Annotated in this window: 19 protein-coding genes; 3 read left to right on the top strand and 16 right to left on the bottom strand. The window is 42.2% G+C overall.

Going from position 1 to position 22409, the window contains the following annotated elements; all coding sequences use genetic code 11:
• Positions 1 to 268: 268 nt before the first annotated feature.
• Entirely contained in the window at positions 269 to 1033 is a 765-nt protein-coding gene (locus R8389_RS02320) for a GntR family transcriptional regulator (RefSeq protein WP_317637875.1), read from the bottom strand.
• 195 nt (positions 1034 to 1228) lie between these two features.
• Here R8389_RS02320 and R8389_RS02315 point away from each other — a divergent pair, with 195 nt between their 5' ends.
• Genes R8389_RS02315 through R8389_RS02305 form a run of 3 tightly spaced genes read left to right on the top strand, consistent with a single transcriptional unit; the run spans position 1229 to position 3718 of the window.
• Positions 1229 to 1954 (top strand): ABC transporter ATP-binding protein, encoded by a 726-nt coding sequence (locus R8389_RS02315; protein WP_317637874.1) that lies wholly within the window; start codon positions 1229 to 1231, stop codon positions 1952 to 1954.
• Positions 1954 to 3075 carry an ABC transporter permease gene (locus R8389_RS02310; RefSeq protein ID WP_317637873.1) on the top strand — a complete coding sequence of 374 codons (1122 nt, stop codon included), beginning with the start codon at positions 1954 to 1956 and terminating at the stop codon, positions 3073 to 3075. The genes R8389_RS02315 and R8389_RS02310 overlap by 1 nt, the downstream gene beginning before the upstream one ends.
• Before the next feature lie 22 nt (positions 3076 to 3097).
• Positions 3098 to 3718 (top strand): TetR/AcrR family transcriptional regulator, encoded by a 621-nt coding sequence (locus tag R8389_RS02305; protein ID WP_317637872.1) that lies wholly within the window; start codon positions 3098 to 3100, stop codon positions 3716 to 3718.
• Between the two features lie 116 nt (positions 3719 to 3834).
• Here R8389_RS02305 and R8389_RS02300 read toward each other — a convergent pair whose 3' ends face one another.
• From R8389_RS02300 to R8389_RS02230, 15 genes are all read right to left on the bottom strand, one after another.
• Positions 3835 to 4737 (bottom strand): ATP-binding cassette domain-containing protein, encoded by a 903-nt coding sequence (locus R8389_RS02300; protein WP_317637871.1) that lies wholly within the window; start codon positions 4735 to 4737, stop codon positions 3835 to 3837.
• Positions 4727 to 5806 carry an ABC transporter ATP-binding protein gene (locus tag R8389_RS02295; RefSeq protein ID WP_317637870.1) on the bottom strand — a complete coding sequence of 360 codons (1080 nt, stop codon included), beginning with the start codon at positions 5804 to 5806 and terminating at the stop codon, positions 4727 to 4729. Before R8389_RS02295 ends, R8389_RS02300 begins: the two co-directional genes overlap by 11 nt.
• A 5-nt stretch (positions 5807 to 5811) precedes the next feature.
• A complete protein-coding gene (locus tag R8389_RS02290; RefSeq protein ID WP_317637869.1) occupies positions 5812 to 6720 on the bottom strand; it encodes an ABC transporter permease in 909 nt (302 codons plus the stop codon).
• 2 nt (positions 6721 to 6722) lie between these two features.
• A complete protein-coding gene (locus R8389_RS02285; protein WP_317637868.1) occupies positions 6723 to 7655 on the bottom strand; it encodes an ABC transporter permease in 933 nt (310 codons plus the stop codon).
• Between the two features lie 83 nt (positions 7656 to 7738).
• Positions 7739 to 9361 carry a peptide ABC transporter substrate-binding protein gene (locus R8389_RS02280; protein WP_317637867.1) on the bottom strand — a complete coding sequence of 541 codons (1623 nt, stop codon included), beginning with the start codon at positions 9359 to 9361 and terminating at the stop codon, positions 7739 to 7741.
• 15 nt (positions 9362 to 9376) lie between these two features.
• Entirely contained in the window at positions 9377 to 10192 is an 816-nt protein-coding gene (locus R8389_RS02275) for a PfkB family carbohydrate kinase (RefSeq protein WP_317637866.1), read from the bottom strand.
• A gap of 13 nt (positions 10193 to 10205) precedes the next feature.
• The gene (locus R8389_RS02270; RefSeq protein ID WP_317637865.1) at positions 10206 to 11183 is read right to left on the bottom strand and encodes an SIS domain-containing protein; all 978 of its coding nucleotides are present in this window, start codon (positions 11181 to 11183) and stop codon (positions 10206 to 10208) included.
• Positions 11184 to 11420: 237 nt separating this feature from the next.
• A complete protein-coding gene (locus tag R8389_RS02265; RefSeq protein WP_317637864.1) occupies positions 11421 to 12080 on the bottom strand; it encodes an amino acid ABC transporter permease in 660 nt (219 codons plus the stop codon).
• A 15-nt stretch (positions 12081 to 12095) separates the two neighbouring features.
• Complete coding sequence (locus R8389_RS02260) at positions 12096 to 12734, bottom strand: amino acid ABC transporter permease (protein ID WP_317637863.1); 639 nt, start codon at positions 12732 to 12734, stop codon at positions 12096 to 12098.
• Positions 12731 to 13546: a transporter substrate-binding domain-containing protein gene (locus R8389_RS02255; protein WP_317637862.1), complete on the bottom strand. Its 816-nt coding sequence runs from the start codon at positions 13544 to 13546 to the stop codon at positions 12731 to 12733. The genes R8389_RS02260 and R8389_RS02255 overlap by 4 nt, the downstream gene beginning before the upstream one ends.
• A gap of 11 nt (positions 13547 to 13557) precedes the next feature.
• Positions 13558 to 14295: an amino acid ABC transporter ATP-binding protein gene (locus tag R8389_RS02250; protein WP_317637861.1), complete on the bottom strand. Its 738-nt coding sequence runs from the start codon at positions 14293 to 14295 to the stop codon at positions 13558 to 13560.
• Positions 14296 to 14509: 214 nt separating this feature from the next.
• Complete coding sequence (locus tag R8389_RS02245) at positions 14510 to 17179, bottom strand: calcium-translocating P-type ATPase, PMCA-type (protein WP_317637860.1); 2670 nt, start codon at positions 17177 to 17179, stop codon at positions 14510 to 14512.
• Between the two features lie 175 nt (positions 17180 to 17354).
• Entirely contained in the window at positions 17355 to 18527 is a 1173-nt protein-coding gene (locus R8389_RS02240; protein WP_317637859.1) for a nucleoside transporter C-terminal domain-containing protein, read from the bottom strand.
• Positions 18528 to 18537: 10 nt separating this feature from the next.
• The gene (locus R8389_RS02235) at positions 18538 to 19734 is read right to left on the bottom strand and encodes a metallophosphoesterase (RefSeq protein ID WP_317637858.1); all 1197 of its coding nucleotides are present in this window, start codon (positions 19732 to 19734) and stop codon (positions 18538 to 18540) included.
• Between the two features lie 232 nt (positions 19735 to 19966).
• Positions 19967 to 22372: a phosphoketolase family protein gene (locus R8389_RS02230; protein ID WP_317637857.1), complete on the bottom strand. Its 2406-nt coding sequence runs from the start codon at positions 22370 to 22372 to the stop codon at positions 19967 to 19969.
• Positions 22373 to 22409: the final 37 nt, after the last annotated feature.

Raw genomic sequence — 22409 nt, 5'->3', positions numbered from 1 at the left:
TTTAGCAATTTATTTTAGCGCAAGCCAGCCCGTAATATTGCTTATTACACCATTGCAACCTAATACAAAGTCCCATCAAAATGCATTTAGAAAAAAATCATGGAATAGTCTCAGTCATTTCTTGACCGTCTTCCTTGAGTAGTATGCCCTTGTTATTGTATTGTCAAAACTCACTAATTTTCCATTCCACCAAGCTCCCTAGCCAAAACAAGAAAAGCCAGTCTGAATGGTCCCGAAGGGACTGTTCAAACTGGCTTTTTATGGTCTTTTACGACATTTTCTTATTGTTAAAGTAAATGTGGCTATCCGACGTCGAATCAATCGTGTAGGTCATTTCATCACCGCGGACAACATAGTGAGAGAACTCAAGCGGCTGCTCAAACTGGTTATAAACCGTCTTATTTACTTCAAATAAAGGTACAGTCGTAGTTAACTTCAGCAAGTGCGTTTGCTTAGCATTAGGCAAGATGGTTCCAATCTCCCGGTATGAACTTGCCGGGCTCTCATGGTACTTTTCTTCCAGGTACTCATACAGTGAAGTAGCAGTATTAATGTTAACTAATAAATCGGGAAAGCGTTCCGCCGAAAGCCAAGCCTCATCGATTGCCATTGGTGTCCCCGCTATTTCGGAAAGGCGTTTAATATAAATCAAATCCGCCTGTTCAGGTAAAAGCAGGACTTTGGCAACATCAGCATTTTGTAATATTTCACGTTTAATAATAAGCTGTTTGTTAGTTTTTGCACGGGAAAGCGCAAACTCTGAAAAACCTTGAATCTGCTCCAACTTGCCACTCATTTTTTGGGCATTGACATAAGACCCCTTGCCCTGAATTGTGGCAATTAACCTTTCCTCTGTCAGTAACTTGAGCGCGCGGCGCACCGTTATCCTACTAACCTGGTACTTCTCACACAAATATTGTTCACTTGGTAATTTTTGTTCTGGCTTTAATTGCCCCTGCTGGATTTGCCGCTTCAAATCCAGATAAACTTTTCTATAGAGCGGAACGGCCGCAATTGTCTTATCGGAATTCATTTCTCTGCTCCTTCATCATTCCAATATTACTAAATTAAAAAAGAAATAACAATTTATTAGTTCCAGTAACTCAGTTCATAAAAAATTGAATTAAGTTACCTTTTGATTGACAAGGTAGTATTAACTGGCTAAAATATCGTTTTAATAATTTAGTGAGTAATCACTCGCTAAATTAAATAAGGAGGAAAGCAAAACATGGAAAACATCATTGATTTACGTCAACTGTACAAGGCATATGGCAAGCAGGTAGTGCTAAATAATATTAGCTTAACTGTTAAAAAAAGAGAAATTGTGGGGCTGATTGGTCCATCGGGGGCCGGTAAATCGACAACTATTAAAACTATGCTGGGTATGGAAAAAGTTGACTCCGGTGATGCAGTAGTTCTTAATACCACCATGCCGGCTCGCAAAATACTTGTAAAAATTGGTTATATGGCGCAGTCTGATGCCTTGTATGAAGCACTAACAGCTAAAGAAAATCTGGAGTTTTTTGGTAATATGAAAGGTGTCACAGGTAATAAACTTGCCGAAGAAATTGATTATACTGCTAATGTAGTCGAATTGACTAATGACTTAAATAAAAAGGTTAGCAATTATTCTGGTGGGATGAAGCGCAGACTATCACTAGCAATTGCCCTGTTGGGCGCACCTGACTTGCTTGTGCTCGATGAGCCGACTGTTGGAATTGACCCTTCTCTGCGCCGCAAAATATGGCATGAACTGGCCTTAATTCGACAGCAAGGACGCAGTGTTTTAATTACTACACACGTTATGGACGAAGCTGAATTAACGGACCGGGTTGCTCTTTTGCTAGGCGGAAAAATCATTGCCTTTGCGGAACCCAAAAAGCTCGAGCAGCAATATGGTGTTGATACAATTGAAGAAGTTTTCCTAAAAGCCGAAAGTGAGGAACAAGAATAATGAGAACTTTAGCTATTGCCAAAAAAGTTTGGTTGGAATTATTCCGCGACAAGCGGTCATTGATACTAATGTTTCTTGCACCAATCTTAGTCATGTGGTTGATGAATGTTATGTTTTCGGCAAATTCGCAAACAGAAACAACTATTGCCACCATTAATGTTAGTCAATCTGTTAATAAGAAACTTAATAAGATTGACCATGTTACGGTTAAGAAATACCACTCAAAGAAGCGCGCTAACGCTAACTTACAAAACAACAAAATTGATGCCGCTATTTCATACCAAAATAACACTTACGATGTTACTTACGCTAACACCGATTCTGGTAAAACCACCCTAACTAAGCAAGCACTGAGCGCAGCGCTAACAAAAGAAAACTTTTCAACGTTAACGAGTAAACTTAAGCAAATCCAAAGAGTATTGTTAAAGGCTGATCCTCTAATTGCTTCAAAGATAAAGCAACCCAAGCAAACTTCTAAGGTGAAAATTAATAATCATTATCGGTACGGCAACAAAGACACTGGCTTCTTTGCCAAAATGGTACCAATTTTGCTCGGTTTCTTCGTTTTTCTTTTTGTTTTTTTAATTTCTGGTATGGCACTGCTCAAAGAGCGCACCAGTGGCACCCTCGATCGCTTACTAGCCACACCTGTCAGGCGAAGCGAAATTGTCTTTGGTTATCTAATTAGCTACGGCCTGATCTCAATTGTACAGGCTACGATTATTGTACTTGCAACAATTTGGTTGTTAAAAGTCGAAGTGGTTGGTAGCCTCTTTAATGTGATTTTAATCGGTTTTCTGTTAGCCCTTGTTGCACTAGCTTTTGGGTTATTGCTCTCAACCTTAGCTGGATCTGAATTTCAGATGATGCAACTAATTCCGGTAGTTATAGTGCCACAAGTTTTCTTTTCCGGACTCATTCCACTAGATTCAATGGCGCAGTGGGTACAGTATATCGGAAAAATTTTACCCCTAACTTATACCGGTGACGCCTTAACCAAGATTATGATGTATGGCCAAGGCTTATCCAATATCACAAACGATATTGGAGCACTCTTGATTTTTTTGATAATATTATTGTACTTGAATATCCTCGGCTTAAAGCGGTATCGTAAAGTATAACAATAATGATGGAGATGTGATTATGGCAAAAGTTTTAGCAAGTTACAAAGAAGAAATCAACCAGCAAAAAATACCTTCTGGCCAAAAAAAGGTGTTGCTAGCCGGGCTAAAATTATTTTCTGAAAAGGGATTTCACGCAACTACAACAGCTGAGATAGCCCATGAAGCCAGCGTAAGTGAAGGGACGATCTACAAGTATTTCAAATCAAAGGATGATCTCCTGACTAAACTATTGAATCCACTACTAAAAGAAGTCCAAGAAAACTTTTTTGTGCAGCTAAATGACTACCAAGATTTATCCAAGTTAGTAGCTTTTGTAGTTGAGGACCGCGTTCATTTTCTGCTCATTAATTTTGATTTTTTCAGCCTATTTTTCCAGGAATTATTGACCAACCAGAACATGCTTAACCTCATCAAAAAATACGTCGCTGGTGAAAAAGGAGTACTGGCATATTGTCAGAACTTACAGCATCGTTTTACCGAAATCAATCAAAAGTTGACGCCTGTCCAAATTCTGCGCATTCTGATTAGCCCAATGCTAGCGTATGTGATTCAGGTTAAGCTGTTTAACCTTAAAGCTGCTGATGACTCCGCCGATATGACTCTACTCAAACGGCAAATCAGTGCAAACTTAACTGACTAGTTGGCATAGTTTGTTCACAACAGGTAAAAAGCTTAAGCAGTACATTATTGCTTAAGCTTTTTGTGTAATATTATTTTATATAAACTGTATAAATTAATATAACTAAATTAATCAGTTTAAATTGGCCAAGATCCATCGGCTAAGACCAAATGCCCCTGACCAAGATCTTTCATTGCTTTATGTTCATATTGCTGACGATTAGCCTGATAGTCAGTCAACTGCTTGTTTTGTTCTGCCAAAGGATTAGTTGATGGAATTGCGGTAAGCAAACTTTGAGTATAGGGATGAACCGGATTAGCAAAAAGCTCAGCGGTGGGACCAGTCTCCACAATATGTCCCAAATGGATTACCCCAATGTGGCTGGAGAGATGTTTAACCATTGCTAAGTCATGCGCAATAAAGAGCATGGCACTGCCACTTTCCTTTTGAATGCTTTGCAACAAGTTGACCACTTGCGCTTGCACCGACACATCTAATGCTGAAATCGCCTCATCGGCAATAATTAGCCGCGGGTGCATAATCACAACTCGTGCAATGCCCACTCTTTGCCGCTGACCGCCAGACAACTCTTGCGGATAACGGTTAATAAATGAGCTATCGAGTCCCACCACTTTAAGCATCTTTCGAACACGAGTTAGTTTTTCCGTTTTATCAAGCTGTGGATAATGAATATCAAGTCCCAGTCTGACAATTTCACCCACCTTTTTACGGGGGTTAAGCGCAGACATTGGATCTTGAAAAATCATCTGTATGTCTTTGCGTAATTTCGCCGCTTGTGCTTTATTCAATGAACCAGCTATCTGCTCGCCCTCAAAGGTGACGGTTCCCGCCGTGGGCTTGTACAGGCGAATTATTGATCGACCGATTGTCGTTTTGCCGCTACCAGATTCTCCTACTAGGCCAAAGGTCTCACCACTGGCAATCGAAAAAGAAACATCGTCAACGGCCTTAACCAGCTTTTTACTGGACGCCGGGAAGTACTGTTTTAAATGCTGCACTTCTAAAATATTATTTGCCATCAGCCTCACCCGCTCCCTTCATTTTAGCAATTCGTGTTTGCAGTAATGCCGGCATTTCTACTCGCGGAGCCCGCTTATCCAGGAGCCACGTGGCGGCATAGTGGTGCTGGTTAATTCTAAACATTGGCGGCTGCTGTTCAAAATCAATCTTTAAAGCATAATTATTCCGCGGGGCAAAGGCATCGCCTACAATTGGCTGGGTCAGGTTAGGAATCGTCCCGGCAATGGTGGGCAGCTTCTTAACTTGTTCATTAACGTCAGGAACAGCAGTCAGCAAGCCCCAAGTATAAGGATGTCTAGGATCAAAGAAAATATCTTCACTTGTCCCTGTTTCAACAATTTTGCCAGCATACATTACATTCACAAAGGTCGCAATGTTGGCTACTACGCCCAAGTTATGCGTAATGAAAATCACTGCTAGTTTTCTGGATTTTTGGATGTGCTTAATCAAGTTTAAAATTTTGGCTTGGATTGTAACGTCGAGTCCGGTAGTCGGTTCATCACAAATTAACAGACTAGGATTACCTGCTAAAGCAATCGCAATAACAATTCGCTGGCGCATCCCACCCGACAGTTGATGGGGATACTGCTCTTGCACAACTTCTGCATTTTGAATACCAACTGTTGCAATCAACTCCAAAACTCTTTGCTTCACTTGTAGCTTGTTTAGGTCTGGATAGGAAGCTTTAACCGCCTCTGCCACCTGTTTATTAATTTTCATGGTTGGATCTAGCGAAGTCATCGGATCTTGGAAAACCATCGCGATTTCTTTACCCTTAATTTGACTTTGCATTACTTTAGCATTGACCTTTAACAAATCAATTGTCTTTTCGCCGGTTTTACTCTGATAGGTAAACTTAATTTCACCAGTCTTAATTACTTGATTGGCTTCTTTTTCACCCATAATTGGTTTTACGCTGGCTGATTTACCACAACCTGATTCTCCCACCAAAGCCACTGTTTCACCTTTTTGGACTTGATAGTCAATTCCTCTAACTGCTTGCACTTCTCCATGTTCAGTTTGATAGGCGACCTGTAAGTTCTTAATTTCTAACACCGTTTGAGACATATCTCCTAACTCCCTTCAAGCGCATCGCGCAAACCATCGGCAATAATGTTGAAGCTCAACATAATTAGCGCCAAGAATAAAACTGGGAAAATCACCATATAAGGATAGACGATTGCTTGGGTATAGCCATCGTTAATCATTGTTCCTAAGGAAGCAAGTGGTGCCGGGACGCCCAGGCCAATAAAGGCCAAAAAGGCTTCTAAAAAGATGGCATTAGGAACAGACAGCATAAAGGTAGTAATAATTTGTCCTAGTGCATTGGGCAAAATCTGGGAGAAGATAATTTTGCTATTTGCTTCTCCCATTGTTTTGGCTGACAAAACAAATTCTCTTGTTTTTAGTTCGAGCACCTGCGCCCTAACGATGCGGCTCATATTAATCCACCCGACGATCATCATCGCAGTAATAATACTTACCAGCCCAGGCCGCATTACTAAGACTAATAGTGTAACAATAATAATCATTGGAATGGTACTCAAAATTTCTGTAATTCGCTGCATAAACAAGTCGACTTTACCACCGAAATAACCCGAGATGAGCCCATAGCTAGTTCCAATCACCAGATCAATGGCCATTGCCACCAGGGCAACGCGCAATGAAACGGAAGTTCCAGCTGCCACTCTGACGAAGATATCTCTCCCCAAGTTATCGGTTCCGAACCAATGACCACTTGTCCCGGGAGCCAAATTAGACTGGCTCGGATACGGTGTAGTTGGTGAGAATTGACTTAAATACGGTGCCAAAAATGCAATCAAGGCAATGACAATTAGCACTATTGCACTAACCACCGCTCCCTTGTTCCTTAAAAAGCGCCGCCAAACCAGCTGACCGTAAGAAGCAGACTTACCCGCATAATGGTCAACGATTTCAGGTTTAGAGACAAAAGTAAAATCAGTATTTGTTTTATTTGTCATAATTATTCACCCTCATCTAATCTAATTCGCGGATCAATTAAGCCATAAAGAATATCAACCACTAACATGATGCCGATGAACAGCACAGCATAAAAGAAGGTAATACCAAGCACGACATTATAGTCATTGGCTTGAATTGCGCTGATATAGAGCGTTCCCAATCCGGGAATTGCAAATGCTTTTTCAATTACCATACTCCCCGCAATCAGGTCAATCATCAGTGGTGCTAAAACGGTAATCACTGAGATCAAGGTATTTCTAATGACATGGTGCATAATTAGTTGACTTTTCTTTATTCCCTTAGAATCTGCCAATCGATAATAATCAGAATTCATAATAGTAATCATGTCATTGCGCACATAGCGCTCGATACTTGCCATAGTAAAAGTACTGAGGGCAATTGTCGGCAAAATGCTTGAAATAAATGGTTGGGTCTGCTGGTAAGTCCCTGGAAAAATCATCAACTTGTAGGCAAACAGCAAAGAAACAATCAACGCTACCACAAAGTTGGGCAAACTAATGCCTAAAACCGAAATACCAGTCATCAGGTTATCCCAGATTGTGCCCTTTTTGATAGCTGCTAAAACTCCCATGAAGAATCCTAAAATTGCGCCTAGCAAAGTTGCTTGTAAGCCAATTTGCAATGAAATAGTAAAGTGCTGCAGAATCATCGTTGTGACTGGCGTATTAACTTGAACTGTATACGATATGCCAAAATCACCAGTCAACATATTTTTCAGGTAGTTCAAAAATTGCAGCGGATCAGGACCATCTAGTCCATATTTGTGATAAAGAGCGGCAACCTGGTCATGTGACATTTTTTCATCGTTAAACGGGGAGCCCGGCATTGCCTTTTCCAACATGAACAAAATCAAGGTAATCAAAAATAGGGTTACCATAGCAATTAAAATTCTTTTTAAAACGTATTTTTTCAACTTTATCCCTCCTTACTTCCTAAGATAAGCAAACAGGACTGAGATCGCATCCCAGCCCCGTTTGCAACTTGGCTTAAATTAATTTACTTAATTGATGCATACTTGAAGAAGAACGGTACACCGGCAATATGCATTGGTAGGTGCTCAATATTTGTTCTCTTCAGAACAGGCGCGCCGTTTTGATAGAGCGGCGGGCAAGAAGCACTATCAATTAAGACATTGTTGGCCTTTAGCAAAAGCTGATAGCGCTTCTTCTGGTCAGTCGTCTGGTCTGCTCGCGCTAGCAAACGATCAAATTCAGCATTGGCCCAATGACCATAATTACTGTCATTCTTAGATTGGTACATGCTCAAAATAGCAGTTGGATCCGCATAATCTGGCCCCCACCGAGTCAGTGTTGCATCATAAGTGGCCTTCGACATTTTATCTAATCTGGTTTTCTTGGCTACTTGTTGCAGGTTGACTTTCATGCCAGGAAGATGTTTTTCAACTTGAGCTTTAATATAGGCCGCCACATTGGCATACGATGGATCACTATCATCGTATAACAAGGTGAAGTCTCTTACCTTAGTTGTCGCTTTAGCCTTGTTCCAGTACTGTTTGGCAGCAGCAGGCGCATAATTTGTTAAATTATTTGTTGATTCGTCAGCAAAATCTTTATTATTAGCCGGATTCTTAACCAAATCCTTCATAACCATTGAGTGTGCCGGAATTGAACCATCTTTTAAAATATGGGTAGTGATTTCTTGTCGGTCAATACTGTGAGAAATTGCCTTCCGCAAGTTTTCATTATTCATTCCGGGCTTTTTGAGGTTGAACATAATGTACTGGGTAAAGTTCCCTACGTCGTTTTCAAAGCCTTTATCTTTACGGTACTTAGCAGCTAATTGACCGCTCAAATGAACATAGTCAGCACTACCATTTTCATAAGCAATTGCTGCCTTTTCGGGGTCGGTGATAACGTCAAGCTTAACTTCTTTAACTTTAACGTTCTTGGCATCCCAATACTTGGAATTTTTGACCAATTGAATAGTGTTATCCCCTAATTTCCAATCCTTGAGTTGGTATGGGCCAGAATAAATTAAGTGGTTTGAATCCTGAGCGAACTTCTTACCAGCCCGTTCAAAATACTTTTGGTTAACTGGAGCAAAGTCGCTGAAAGCCAGTAGCTTATCCATATAGGGGACGACATGATCCAAATTGACCACTAGGGTCTTGGCGTCAACTGCCTTGACCCCCAATGACTCAACTGGTTTTTTACCAGCTACGATCTCATTGGCATTTTTGATTCCTGCAGCTCCCGGTTGGAAGTTGAAAGCTGAAGCCAACTTAGGATCAGACAAGCGCCGCCAAGCAAAGACAAAATCGTTAGCTGTAACTGCATCACCATTTGACCACTTCGCATTCTTACGAATGGTAAACGTTTTTGTCAATCCGTGATTGCTGGTCTTAACGCTGGCGGCCAGTCCTAACTGTGTTTTGTCATTAGCATCAATGGTATATAACCCTTCATTCACATTTGCCACCACTGTTGACGAAGTATTTTGGTAGGCTAGAATTGGATCTAGCGAGTCAACGGCCGCATTCTGAACAACCGTGATTTTAGTCTGGTTGTTCGTACCAGAATCTGCATTTTTTTGACAAGCAGTCAGAAATAAACCTAAACATGCAGCAGTAGCAGCTAATATTTTTGTGCCTTTTTTCATGAGTATCCCTCTTTTCTAAAAAGATTTTGGGTGGCCAAAACCACCCTGTATTTGACAAGTGGCAGCAGCATTTTTGCTGGCTGCTTGCGCTGCCTGAACCAAGTTTTTGTGGTCAAAATAAGAAACCAAAAAACCTGCGATAAAACTATCTCCAGCGCCCATTGTATCGATGACTTCAACTTTTTGGGGATCTTGATAACAAGCAGTTTGCGAAGTTAACACTAATGCTGGCTGCTCACCCCTGGTAATTACAACAACTTCAGGACCTAAGGTTAAGTATTTTTTGGCAAATTCAACCGCTTGCTCATCTTCTAAAGCTGCCCCTGAAAAGAAAGCATAATCAACGTTAGGCAAAACCCTTTTGAAGTAATCATCATCGCGTAAATCTGAAAAATCAAATGATACTTTAACTAGGCGATGAAGTTCAGGAAGATAAGCTTCGATGCCAGAATCGATGCTCAAGTGACTAACATCAAAAGTAGCAATTTTTTTGAAATCGTCTGGGGTTAGTCTCAAAGACAGCAGGTGCAAGGCCGAATTTTTCGGGCCAGCCTTAAAGGTTCTATCTCCCGCTGTAGTGAGCAAAACCCGTGGTTGTGCAGTTGGTGCATATGCCTTGCGGCAATTAACCAAATCGACCTTTTCTGCTTGTAATGATTTTTCAATGTGTTGTGCGCGATCATCGTCACCCAGAATCCCTAGGTAGGCGGACACCTCAGCCCCAGCCTTTTTGGCGTCAACCGCAACGTTAACACAGTTCCCCCCAGGAAAGTAACTCCTTTGCTTAACATATGTGTCGGCTACATTATCGCCAATTGAAATTAGTTTCATCAGTAACTACTTTCTAATAATCCAAGTGCCACATGTAGCGGCGAACATCAAGTGAGTGACCCCGCTCATAAGCAAAGCCTTCAGCCAATTGCCGAAAGACTACACCAGCAAGAATTTGTGAATAATACTCTTGGAACTCTGGATCAATTTCATGCAAATTAAACTTACTATTGTCAATTAGATAAACTTTTTCACTATGCTGCTGGGCAAAGTTAGCTACACGTTGGTCCATCTCGCGCGTGACTCCCATGCCAATACAGATAATGAAGGGAACATCAAAGTCAGTAATTTCAAATGGACCGTGGAAGTATTCACCAGAGTTAATATAACTACTGTTAATCCACTGCATTTCTTGTAGCCAGCAGGCTGAAAACGAATATACCTGACCCGCATTAATGCCCGAACCGACTGCATAGATTAGTTTTTCTCGTTTTAACTCACTAGTCCACTTCTTCGTGATAGCGTCAAATTGTGCTCTAGTTCTGGCCGCAATTTTTTCTAAATCAGCCAGTGCGGCCAAGCCCTTATCAAATTTACCGTCACCCGTTACTGCCTTTAATAGGCTAAAGATGAACCCGTACAAGACCCCTGTATTCAAATCAGCTGCGTCTGTTCCCTTCCCCCAACTATAATGCAAAGTATAATCAGCATTCTGTTCTAAGTCTGAACCAGTAGCAAACGTAATTGCAACCGTCATTGCGCCCTTTTGGCTGGCAAACTTGGTTGCCTCATTAGTTTCCGGCGTACTCCCCGAATGAGAACAAGTTACCACTAAACTGTGCTTTCCTAAGTCGTGGGGGTTACGAGTGGTAAACTCACGTGCTGGTAATACCGTTGCTGGAATATCACATTCGCGATTGATGATGTATTCACCTGGCTGCAAGAAGGCCATGGAGCCACCACAAGCTGCAAAATACACGTGATTAAGGTCTCCCCGCTTTTTGACTGCAGCAACAACCTTGGCAATTTCTTGTTGATATTCTTTCTTCATTAATAAACCTCTCAATCAGTAATTGTTATATGATGTTATATAATAATATAATTATCCCATTTTAATCTGTCAAGCTTTTTATTAAAATATTTTAATCGTAATCAACTAAAATCGGTCATCATACTTGTCTTATTGTGAATTTTTATAAACCAATAACTGATATATCAAAGTAAATAAAAAAGTAGATTTCACAAATTTGTGAAATCTACTTTAATTTTATTAAGTAAAAATTTAATTTTACGTCAAATGCTTACCCAGCTGATTGCCAATTACCGACAGGGTAAAGCAGACAATGAAGTAAAGTACTGCCAGTGCGACAAACATTGGAATCATGTAGTTACCATTCTGGCCGTAAATCACTTGTGCGTGCTGCATCATCTCCGGTACCACAATAATCGTAGCCAGCGATGTATCCTTAATCAGCGAAACAAACTGGCTGATAATGGTGGGAATCATGTTCTTATAGGCCTGCGGCAGCACAACGTGCCACAAGGCCTGAACAAAGGACATTCCGGTTGACCTGGCCCCTTCCATCTGACCAGATGATACTGATTGAATACCCGAACGGACAATTTCCGCAATCATACTTGATTCAAACACGGTCATTGCAATGATCGCTGCCGGAATCGTTTCTGGTCTTAAACCAAAGTTGGGTAGACCAAAGTAGGTAAAGAAGATAATCAGCAGTAGTGGGATATTACGAATAATATCAATAATAAAGCCAACTATTTTGGAAATACCCAAGAATCTTATTTTTGAATATCTAATAATGCCTAAAATTGAGCCTAAAATAAAACTAAGAACAACCGAAATAACTGATACATAAATCGTTACCCAGAGGCCCATCAATAAAAAGCGCATATTAAGCCATGAATAGGCGTTAATCCAATTTTGCATTTTACCGTCCCCCTTCTAGGCTAATTTCTTTTCTAAATGCTGCATGTAATAACTTAGCGGCAAAGTAACAATTAGGTACAAAAACCCTACCACCAAGTAACTATTAATCGTATCAAAGGTAGCTGAAGCGACTGTATTTGCTTGATACATCAAGTCAAAGCCCGCCACAAAAGCGAGTACTGACGAGTTTTTAACCAAATTAACAAACTGGTTACCAAGCGGTGGGATGACAATCTTGAAAGCCTGCGGCAAAATAATGTGACGCATGGCCTGCCAGTAGGTCATTCCGGTCGATCTGGCCCCTTCCATCTGGCCGCCTGAAACAGACTGAATACCAGAACGAATCGTTTCGGCAATGAATGCCGAAGTATAGAGCGTTAAGCCGATCGTGCCGGCAGTAAACCCATTGATACTAACCACATACTTGGGAATAACCAAGTAGAAGAACATGGTGATTACCAGCAGGGGAATATTACGCAAAATCTCTACGTATACCCGTCCAATTGTCCGCATTGTTTTGCTCGGAACGACCTCCATAATCGCAAATACCGTACCAATTATTAAACTGAAAAACAAGGCAATCACACTGGACAAAACCGTCCAACCTAAACCGATAAGCAAATCGTTGCTATATTTTGTAAAGATACTAATCATTGGCGATACAGCTCCTTATACTTGAATCCTGGGACATCGCCAAACCACTTTTTAATCAAACGGTTGTATTCACCGTTATGCTGCATCTCAAGCACGGCCTGATCAACCGCCTTGGTGAATGAGGTTTGCCCCTTATTAACTGCAACGCCATAAGGTTCTACTGTAAAAGTACCTCCGCGGACTACATAGCCCGGATTTTGAACGGCTAAACCAAACAAAATACCATTATCGGTGGTCAAGGCATCGCCTTGGCCTGACTTCAGCGCGTTCATCGCCTGAGCATAGTCTTGGAGCTCAATTACCTTAGCTTTGGGCGCCACTTTTTTGATATTTTGGACCGAATTAGCTCCAACTACCCCAATTACCGTTTTGCCATTTAAGTCTTTCGCACTCTTAATTGAGGACTTCTTTGAAACCAAGAGTGATTGACCGGCATCAAAATATGACTTAGAAAAAGAGATAATTTTTTTTCGTTCTGGGGTAATTGACATGGTCGCGATCACTGCATCAACGTTACCGTTCTTAAGCAGTGGTACCCTTGATTGGGAGGTAGTCGTGACAAATTTGGCCTGCCCTTTCGGGCCCAAAATGTGCTTAGTAATATGCTTAGCCATATCAACGTCGAAGCCTTTTTGTTGGCCATCACGGACATCAATCAGCCCAAAAAGTTTAACATCACCTTTAACGCCCCAAGTAATGGTATTAGATTGCTTAACATTATCTAAAACGGACTGGTCCGATAAGCTTTTACCACAACCTGTCAAAAAAAGAACACCGACCAATAAGGGAAGTAGCCAAAATTTCTTTTTCATCATTGGCCTCCTTAGTGCGAAATAATCTTACTCAAAAACTGTTGGGCACGCTCTGTCTTAGGCTGCTTAAAGAAACTTTGACTATCATCATCTTCAACAATTTGACCCTTATCCATAAAAATTACCCGGTTGGCAACTTCTTTGGCAAAGCCCATTTCGTGGGTCACGATCAGGGAGGTCATGCCACTTTCATTAGTAACCTTTTTGATAACTTGTAAAACGTCATCAATCATTTCCGGATCAAGCGCTGAAGTTGGTTCATCATAAAGAATAAGCTTTGGTCGCATCGCCAGCGTTCTGGCAATAGCCACCCGCTGCTTCTGCCCACCGGAAATCTGTGATGGCATATTATGAGCCCACTTTTCTAGGCCAACCATTTCAAGCAGTTCAATCGCCTGTTTCTTATTCTCTTCTTCAGGAATGTGACTGACGATTCGCGGTGCCAGCATGATATTCTCAAGCACGTCTTTATTTTTGTATAAATTAAAGTGCTGAAAAACCATGCCTACATCACTACGCAAGATGTTTAGGTTAGTCTTGGAATCGGACAAATCGTGTCCATTAACAATCAACTGACCTTCTTGAATTGACTCAAGTCCGTTCACGGTACGTACCAAGGTACTCTTACCTGAACCGGATGGTCCGATCAGAACCACCGTTTCACCTTGATCAATCTCTAAATTAATGTCGTGCAGTGCATGAAAATGGCCATAATATTTCTGCACATCATGGAATTCTATCATCGACATTGTTATCGCCCCTTTCATAGTCATCACAGTGAAATGCAATGAGTGCTTATCACATTTTACTATAGCTGTTAAGATTTTTAAAAGTTAAGCTCTCTTTTTAATTAAAATTTATAAAAATAATAGTTACAAAATTGTGGTGCCGCTATTTTTTACTTTGGCAATAAAACTTCATACTAAAAAAGCCCTTCTTCCTCGAAGAGCTCTTTTAACTATTTTACTTTTGACCCAGTCGGTGCTGGAAATATTTAACTACTTCCACAATGATAATCATGCTAAGACCAGCGGTCAGCACTATCAGCCATTGTATACCATTGAGCTCAGTTACATTGAAGAACTTCGTCAAAAAAGGCAATTCGACCGCTGCCATTACCAGTGCCGAAATCACAATCGCCCAGTTAAACCACTTATTGGTAAAGGTCTGTTTGGAAAAAATTGACTGGTGAATGTACTTAGAATTAAAGGCATGGAAAAGTTGAATCAGACCCAAAGTCAAGAAGGCCATGGTTAAGGCATCACCGTGTTGCATGTTAGCGTTACCCACGTGCGGACCCATATTTAAGCCTAACTGATAGGTCAATAACACAATTATTCCTTCTAAAATTCCTTGGTAGGCAATGGAGCTGGAAACACCTCCACTAAAAAAGTTTGACTTCTTTCCGCGTGGTAGGCGCGTCATTATGCCTTTTTCGACCGGTTCAAGGCCCAAAGCAATCGCCGGTAGCGTGTCGGTAACTAGATTGATCCACAATAATTGTACCGGAGCCAGAATATCCCAGCCCAACATGGTCATCATAAAGACGGTCAGAACTTCTCCGACATTGCAGCTCATCAAATACAGGATGGCCTTTTGAATATTGCTAAAGACCTTGCGCCCTTGTTTAACGGCTTCCACAATTGTAGCAAAATTATCGTCCGCTAAAATCATGTCACTGGCACCCTTTGAGACCTCAGTCCCCGTGATGCCCATGCCGATACCAATATCGGCTTGCTTCAGGCTCGGCGCATCGTTCACCCCATCACCGGTCATAGCCACAATTTTACCTGCGGCTTGCCAAGCTTTTACAATCCGAACCTTATGTTCAGGTGAAACACGCGCATAGACACTATAGTCACGAACATGTTTTTGCAGATATTCATCACTGAACTCATCAAGCTGGCTACCCGTGACCACCCGATCATCTTGGTTAGCCTTTAAAATCCCTAAGCGCTCCGCAATTGCTTGAGCAGTAACCTGGAAGTCACCGGTAATCATAACAGTACGAATGCCAGCATTGCGGGCTTCTACAATTGCCGCCTGAGCTTCCGGTCGTTCCGGATCAATCATTCCCACTAATCCAGCAAAAGTCAAATCCGTTTCAACATTGTCAGTCGTTGGGTCAACTGGCAGCTGCTTAGTTGTTTTATAAGCTAAGCCTAACACCCGCAAAGCCTGTTTGGCCATTTTTTGGTTGGCAGCCATTATTTGGTCTTTTTGGGCAGCCGTGATTTTCTGCACTTGGCCAGCCAGATCAATCTGGGTTACCCGCTCTAAAAGCTGGTCAGGCGCACCCTTAACCGCCACAAAATACTGGCCGTCATTCTCATTAACCGTACTCATCAGCTTACGACTAGAGTCAAATGGTACTTCCTGAACTCGCTTGTGACCATCAATTAATGCTCGGACGGCAATTTTTTGGTCAAGGGCATACTGCACCAAGGCAGTTTCAGTAGGATCACCAAGAAGCTGGTCGGCTTCATCTAGTTTAGAGTCATTCGCCAAAATCATTGCTAGCAGTGCCCGATTATCCTCAGTAATCTCTTGGTCTGCTTGCTGAACTCTTCCATTATAATACAGCTGCTCAACTGTCATCTTGTTCTGGGTCAACGTTCCCGTCTTATCTGAGCAAATAACATCGGTTGCCCCCAATGTCTCAACTGCTGGCAGCTTGCGCACAATCGCCTTGTGGGCAGCCATTACTTGGGTACCCAGAGCTAAGATAATCGTAACAATGGCCGGCAGCCCTTCGGGAATTGCAGCTACTGCAAGTGAAACAGCAACTAAGAACATGTCAATTGCCAGCTTGTCTGCTGGTGCACTTCCCCGCTTGGTCAAAAAACCGACCACAAAGACAACCGCGCAGATCAACAGGATCATTATTGTCAGTGTCTTACCCAGTTGGTTTAAATTGCGCTTGAGTGGCGTATCGGTTTCATCAGCATTGTTGAGCATAGTTGCAATTTTGCCAACCTCAGTCCCCATCCCAATCTGAGTAACAATTCCTTCACCACGACCGTAAGTCACATTAGTATTGGCAAAGGCCATGTTAACTTGATCAGCTAGCGGGACTTTGGCCGCATTAATCGCGGCTGCATCCTTATCAACTGGGACAGATTCCCCCGTTAAGGCCGACTCCTCAACTTTCAAACTTTTGGTGACTACCAAGCGCAAGTCAGCGGGAACCACATCACCAGCTTCAAGCAGGACTACATCACCTGGCACCAGTTCGGTACTCGGTAATACAACTACTTGGCCGTTTCGCCGGACATGCGCGTTAGGGGTTGCCATCTTCTTTAGGGCATTAATTGCTTCTTCGGACCGCGTTTCTTGAAAAACCCCTAGAACTGCATTAAGCAGAACAACAATCATAATTATTGCTGCATCCGTCCATTCCTGAGCTACAAAGCCGGACAAGAGGGCGGCAATGATTAACACAATAATCATGAAATCCTTAAATTGAGCTAAAAAACGCTGCCAAATACTAGTTTTCTTAGTCCCAGCCAAACTGTTGGGACCATTTTTTTCTTGCAGTTGCTTCACCTGATCTGACTTTAGTCCGCTAGTCTGGGACGTTGCCAGTTCTTTTTCAACGTCCTTAACTGCTTGCTGGTAAAAATTTTGCGCCATCTTGACCCTCCAAAAATAAAAAGAGACTTATGTGCCTAACACACACAAGTCTCACTAATTAAGATAAGTCCAGAAGTATTTCTTCGGTTGTTGGGCTTATCGCAAGTAATTGCCGTTACTCCCTTATGGTTAATTTTATTATAAATAAAACTAACCCAATTAACAAGCGCAAAGTTTAAAATGAATAGAATAGCCCAGCTAAGGCACCGTTAATAATGCTGACCCCGGTTGCAACCAAGAACAGGCGCAAGGCATGGCTGGCGATCGCTTCACCATGGTCTTCATCAACCATGGTATGCATAATCCCCAGGGTTGTACCCAAGTTAGGCAGATTAGCAAAGGAAATCAAAAAAACGCTAACGATCGCCTGAGTTTTAACTGGAACAGTATTCATGTTAATCTGATCGATTGCCACAAAGATATTAGTAAAGGCTTTGGTAGCCAGAACCGTGCCTGCACTAATTGCTGAATGCAGATCAATCCCCATTAAGAAAGCAATCGGTGCACAAACATAACCAATTAACGCCGTCAACGTTTTGCCACAAATTGCCTTGAAAATGATATTAACAAAGGTAATCAGTGAGACAAAACCAATGATTGAAATAGAAATGTTGATGGCTAACTTAAAACCGAGGTTCATACTGTCAAGTAGACGGGTGATCAACGACTTTTGGTTAGTATCTTTAGTTGAAATCTCATAGTTAACCTGGCTAACATCGTAGGGTGCAACAATTTTTGCAACGATAATCGAAGTAAACAGGTTGAGCACCAACGCCACAATGATGTATTCCGACTTGATGATATGCATGTATGAGGCCAGCATCGTTACTGTCGTATTAGATAGTGTATAAATTGATAGCGTAAACAGCTGGTTGGGCGACATGTTCTTCATTTGATCCTTGAACGGAACAAAAACCCCGTTGCTGACAAAAGGATAACTCAAAATCGTGAAGGCGTTAATTTCATCAATGTGGAAAAGCTTTTTTAGCACCTTACCAACATATTTAATTATGAATGGCAGAATGCGCAGATACTGCAGCAACTCAATCAGGGCACAGATAAAGATTAAGGGTAGCAGCACGTCCAAGAAAAACTGTGAAGCCGCCGCCGGATTTTTGAGGTCCCCAAACACAAAGTTAATTCCCTTGCTGCTTGATGCACTGATAATATTTAGGCTGCCAGACAAGCCCTTGATAATCGAATTACCAATCGATGTTTTTAAAATCAAAAATAAGATCACCAATTCGGTCACAAACAAAAACAGAATTGACTTAAAATCAACCTTTTGGCGATCAAAACTTGCCCAGTATAATAGTCCAAGCACTAATACTATTCCAATTATTCCCATTATTTTCTCCTTAATCGTGCTGCTTCAAGTAGTATGAATACTCGTCAAAAATATTATCGACAAACTGATCTGTTAGCCGGTACTCTGGTACTTCATATGAATTAGTCATAATCACAAAGTCTTGCGCACCTGCTGGATAATCTTCTACTTTAAACGTCCAATCCTGTTTAAGCAGGGTCTGATATTCAGCTAAACTCAGGTGATAGATCCTGACACCATAAGGAATAGTGAAGGAGTTTATCACTTGCTGCCTGCTCTTACCCTGCAAACTAATAAAAATCCCCATGTGCTGGCGACCATATTTTTCCTGCAAAAATTCGGTCAAATGAGTGAGGTCCAATGATTCCTTTAGCCACTTCTGGTAGTCTTCCTCTTTATAAAAATCGCCCTTTTGCGCTGGTAGTAAAGAGTTCGTTGCCAGCACTTCTTCCTGGCGCTTAACGACTTCCGTTTGTTCATTAAAGTCAAAGGTCAAATGACCAAAATAGCTGCCGCGATAGCCACACTGCACAACTAAGGTTTGCTTAAGTTGACCATGATTAACGCGGTGTTGGTGACCGCAACTGAAACCGTCAATTCCTTCAGTCTGTGATATTAGTTTGTATGCTTCATCTTCACCGGTGGCATAATTAATCTCGCTATGAGTCGCTAAATCCCGCTCAAGTCCACCATGGTAGCCAACCAGAACTAAGTCAACTTGCTCACGCAGGGCTGCTACTTGCTTTTTCAGTTCGAGCAAGGCTTCCTTTACAACCACGCCACGCGTTACCTCAAAGTCACTGATCATCGACATCCTGCTGGTTAAAAGACCAATTACGCCAAGCTTGATGCCCGCAACTTCTTTAATGGCAAATGGTGGGAAAATCAGTTCACCTTCCTCTGAAAAGACATTACAACAAACATAGTCTGCATCCAGGTGTTTAACCTGCTCTTTTAAATAGGCAATGCCGTGATCGAAGTCATGGTTGCCTGGCACCATCACATCGAAGCCAACTTTATTGGCGTATGCGACCAAGGGTGAAACCGCCATTTCCGTTGTAAAAAAGGTTGTTAAGGGATTCCCTACAAAAAAATCGCCACTGTCCATTAGTAATGAATGCGAAAATTTTTGTTTTAACCCTTGCAGAGCTAAAGCCGGCTGATCGCCCTGATTGGCAATAAAACCATGCAGATCGGTGGTAGTTAACACATTGATTTGCTTACTCATCATTTTTCCTTTACGCTAGTGTAATAAAATAACTTCAACAACGCTTTTAATTTTATAATAAACGACTTATCAACAGCAATGCTTTTTCAAAATTAGTCATTTTACTTTTAAATTAGCCTTCTGGGCAAAGCCTCTTTTAAACAACAAAAAAATCCTCCTCTTCGCACTACCTGCGAAATAGGAGGATTTTATGCTAGGGCAACTGCCCGCCTTTAGTTCAATAACAGATGCTTTAGTTTTGCTTCAAGCCGGACCATTTCCACCCCGTCACTTCCGGCATATCCTTACCATGGTCACGAATGTATTGGTGGTGCTTGGCTAACAAATTATCCATCTTACTTACAAAGCCAGCACTCTGGTCGGCGTATTGGGGCACACTCAGGATGGCATCTTTGGCCAAGTGGAAGCGGTCAAGCTCGTTGACCACCCGCATGTCAAAGGGGGTAGTAATATCGCCCTCTTCTTCATAGCAGTGAATATGAACGTTGCTACGGTTGCGCCCAAACCAGATTGATTCCATCATTGCCTTGTAGCCGTGCCAAGCGAAGATTACCGGAACATCACTTGGGAATAGTTGGTCAAATTCGGTGGTCGAAATTGCTTCTGGGTTGTCCACCGGATTGATTAGCTTCATCACGTCGATGACGTTAATGTAGCGCAGCTTAAGCGCTGGAAACTCCTTGTGTAAAAGATCAATGGCCGCCAATGTTTCCATCGTTGGTTCGGTCTCAGTCGAAGCAAAGACCACATCCGGTTTAGCATTTTGATCCGTTGAGGCCCAATCAATATAGGATAGACCGTGGTCAGCAAGCCTAGTCGCCTCATCGATTGAGAACCATTGCGGCCGAACCTGCTTGGAAGTTACCAGAATATTAATGCATTCCCGCTCACTGAAGGCTTTCTGGGAAACAGCCAAAAGCGAGTTGGTATCTGCTGGCAGGTATTCATGAATCAGATCCGGCCGGTTCTTTTCATACAGATGAGTCAAAATACCGGGATCTTGGTGTGTATACCCGTTATGATCTTGCTGGAAAACCGTCGAGGTGGCAACAAAGTTAAGTGCCGGATAGTCCTTACGCCAATATTGTTCCTTAGCCTTGCGCAACCATTTCATGTGCTGCGTCAACATTGAGTCAACTACCCGACCAAAAGACTCATAAGTAGCAAAGAAACCGTGCCGCCCCGTTAAGACATAACCTTCAAGCCAGCCTTCAGCCTGGTGCTCCGATAGTTGGGAGTCAAGCAGGCGGCCACTTGGAGCTAAGTTTTCATCATTAGGTGTATGGATTGAACCTTCCCACTGCCGCTTTTGTTGATCAAGCAACTTAAATAGCCGGTTTGACTTAGTCTCATCCGGACCAAATCCACGGAAGTTATCCGGATTTAGGTCGGCAATTTCGTTAAGATATTTAGCCCATTCTGTCATATCTTCTGCTTCAACTGACCCAGGTTGATCAATTTTGAGGGCATACTTGCGGTAGTCGGGTAAATTCAGGCGCTTGGCCGCTTGGCCACCATTAGTGATTGGGTTCATGGCCATGCGCTGTTCGCCGCTAACATTGTCTGCTTTGACGAGCGCAGTCGGCGCGCCCGCTTCATCAAATAATTCTGCTGGTCGGTAAGACATGAGCCAATCAACCAGCATCTCCTTATGCTCCATGTGGTCTTGGTCCACTGGCAGGGGAATTTGGTGGGCTCTAAATGAGTTTTCCACCGGGTTGCCATCGACATCAAACTTGGGACCAGTCCAACCCTTCGGCACCCGAAAAATAATCATTGGCCAGTGTGGTACGGTCGCATCGTTATTTGCTCGTGCATGGTGCTGAATCGCCTTAATTTCTTCGATCACGGTGTCCATCAACTGGGCCATTTCCGCGTGTACCTGCATGTGGTCTTGATAACCATCAAACTCGCCGCCTTGGTATGCCGAAATGATGTAAGGGTGCCAGCCCATCCCTTCGAAATATTTAGTTAATTCTTCATCGGACATTCTGGAAACAATGGTTGGGTTAGAAATCTTGTAGCCATTAATTTGCAAAATAGGCAAAATAGCCCCGTCTTTGATTGGGTTAATGAACTTGTCGCTGAACCAACTAGCAGCCAGCGGGCCTGTTTCAGCTTCGCCATCACCGACTTCAACCGCAGCAATCACATCTGGATTATCCAAGATTGCCCCAGTACCGTGAGAGATGGAATAGCCCAATTCACCACCTTCATGAATGGAACCAGGTGTTTCTGGAGCAGCGTGAGAAGCCGAACCACCAGGAAAACTAAAACGTTTGAACAGTTTGGCCATTCCCGCTTCATTTTGTTGAATTTCAGGATAAAGTTCGCTGTAAGAACCATCAAGGTAGGCGTTAGAAACCATTACCTGACCGCCGTGACCAGAGCCCTCAATGTAAAACATGTCCAAATCATATTTTTTAATTATCCGATTTAAGTGGGCATACAAAAAATTCTGCGGAGAAATTGTCCCCCAGTGACCAATCGGCTTGGGCTTAACTTCAGTAGCCACTAGCTCATGTTTTAACAATGGATTGTCCATCAAAAAGAGCTGTCCAACTGAAAGATAGTTAGCGGCACGCCAGTGTGCGTCAACGCTTTTTAAGAAGTCTTGCGAATCATAATCAACTGCCATTTATAATCTCCTTTACCATTTTTACTTGCTTAGAATT

This window comes from Lactobacillus xylocopicola (assembly GCF_033096005.1).
Taxonomy (GTDB): domain Bacteria; phylum Bacillota; class Bacilli; order Lactobacillales; family Lactobacillaceae; genus Lactobacillus; species Lactobacillus xylocopicola.
Note: the sequence above shows the minus strand (reverse complement) of the source record. Positions and strands in the feature narration are given on the sequence as shown.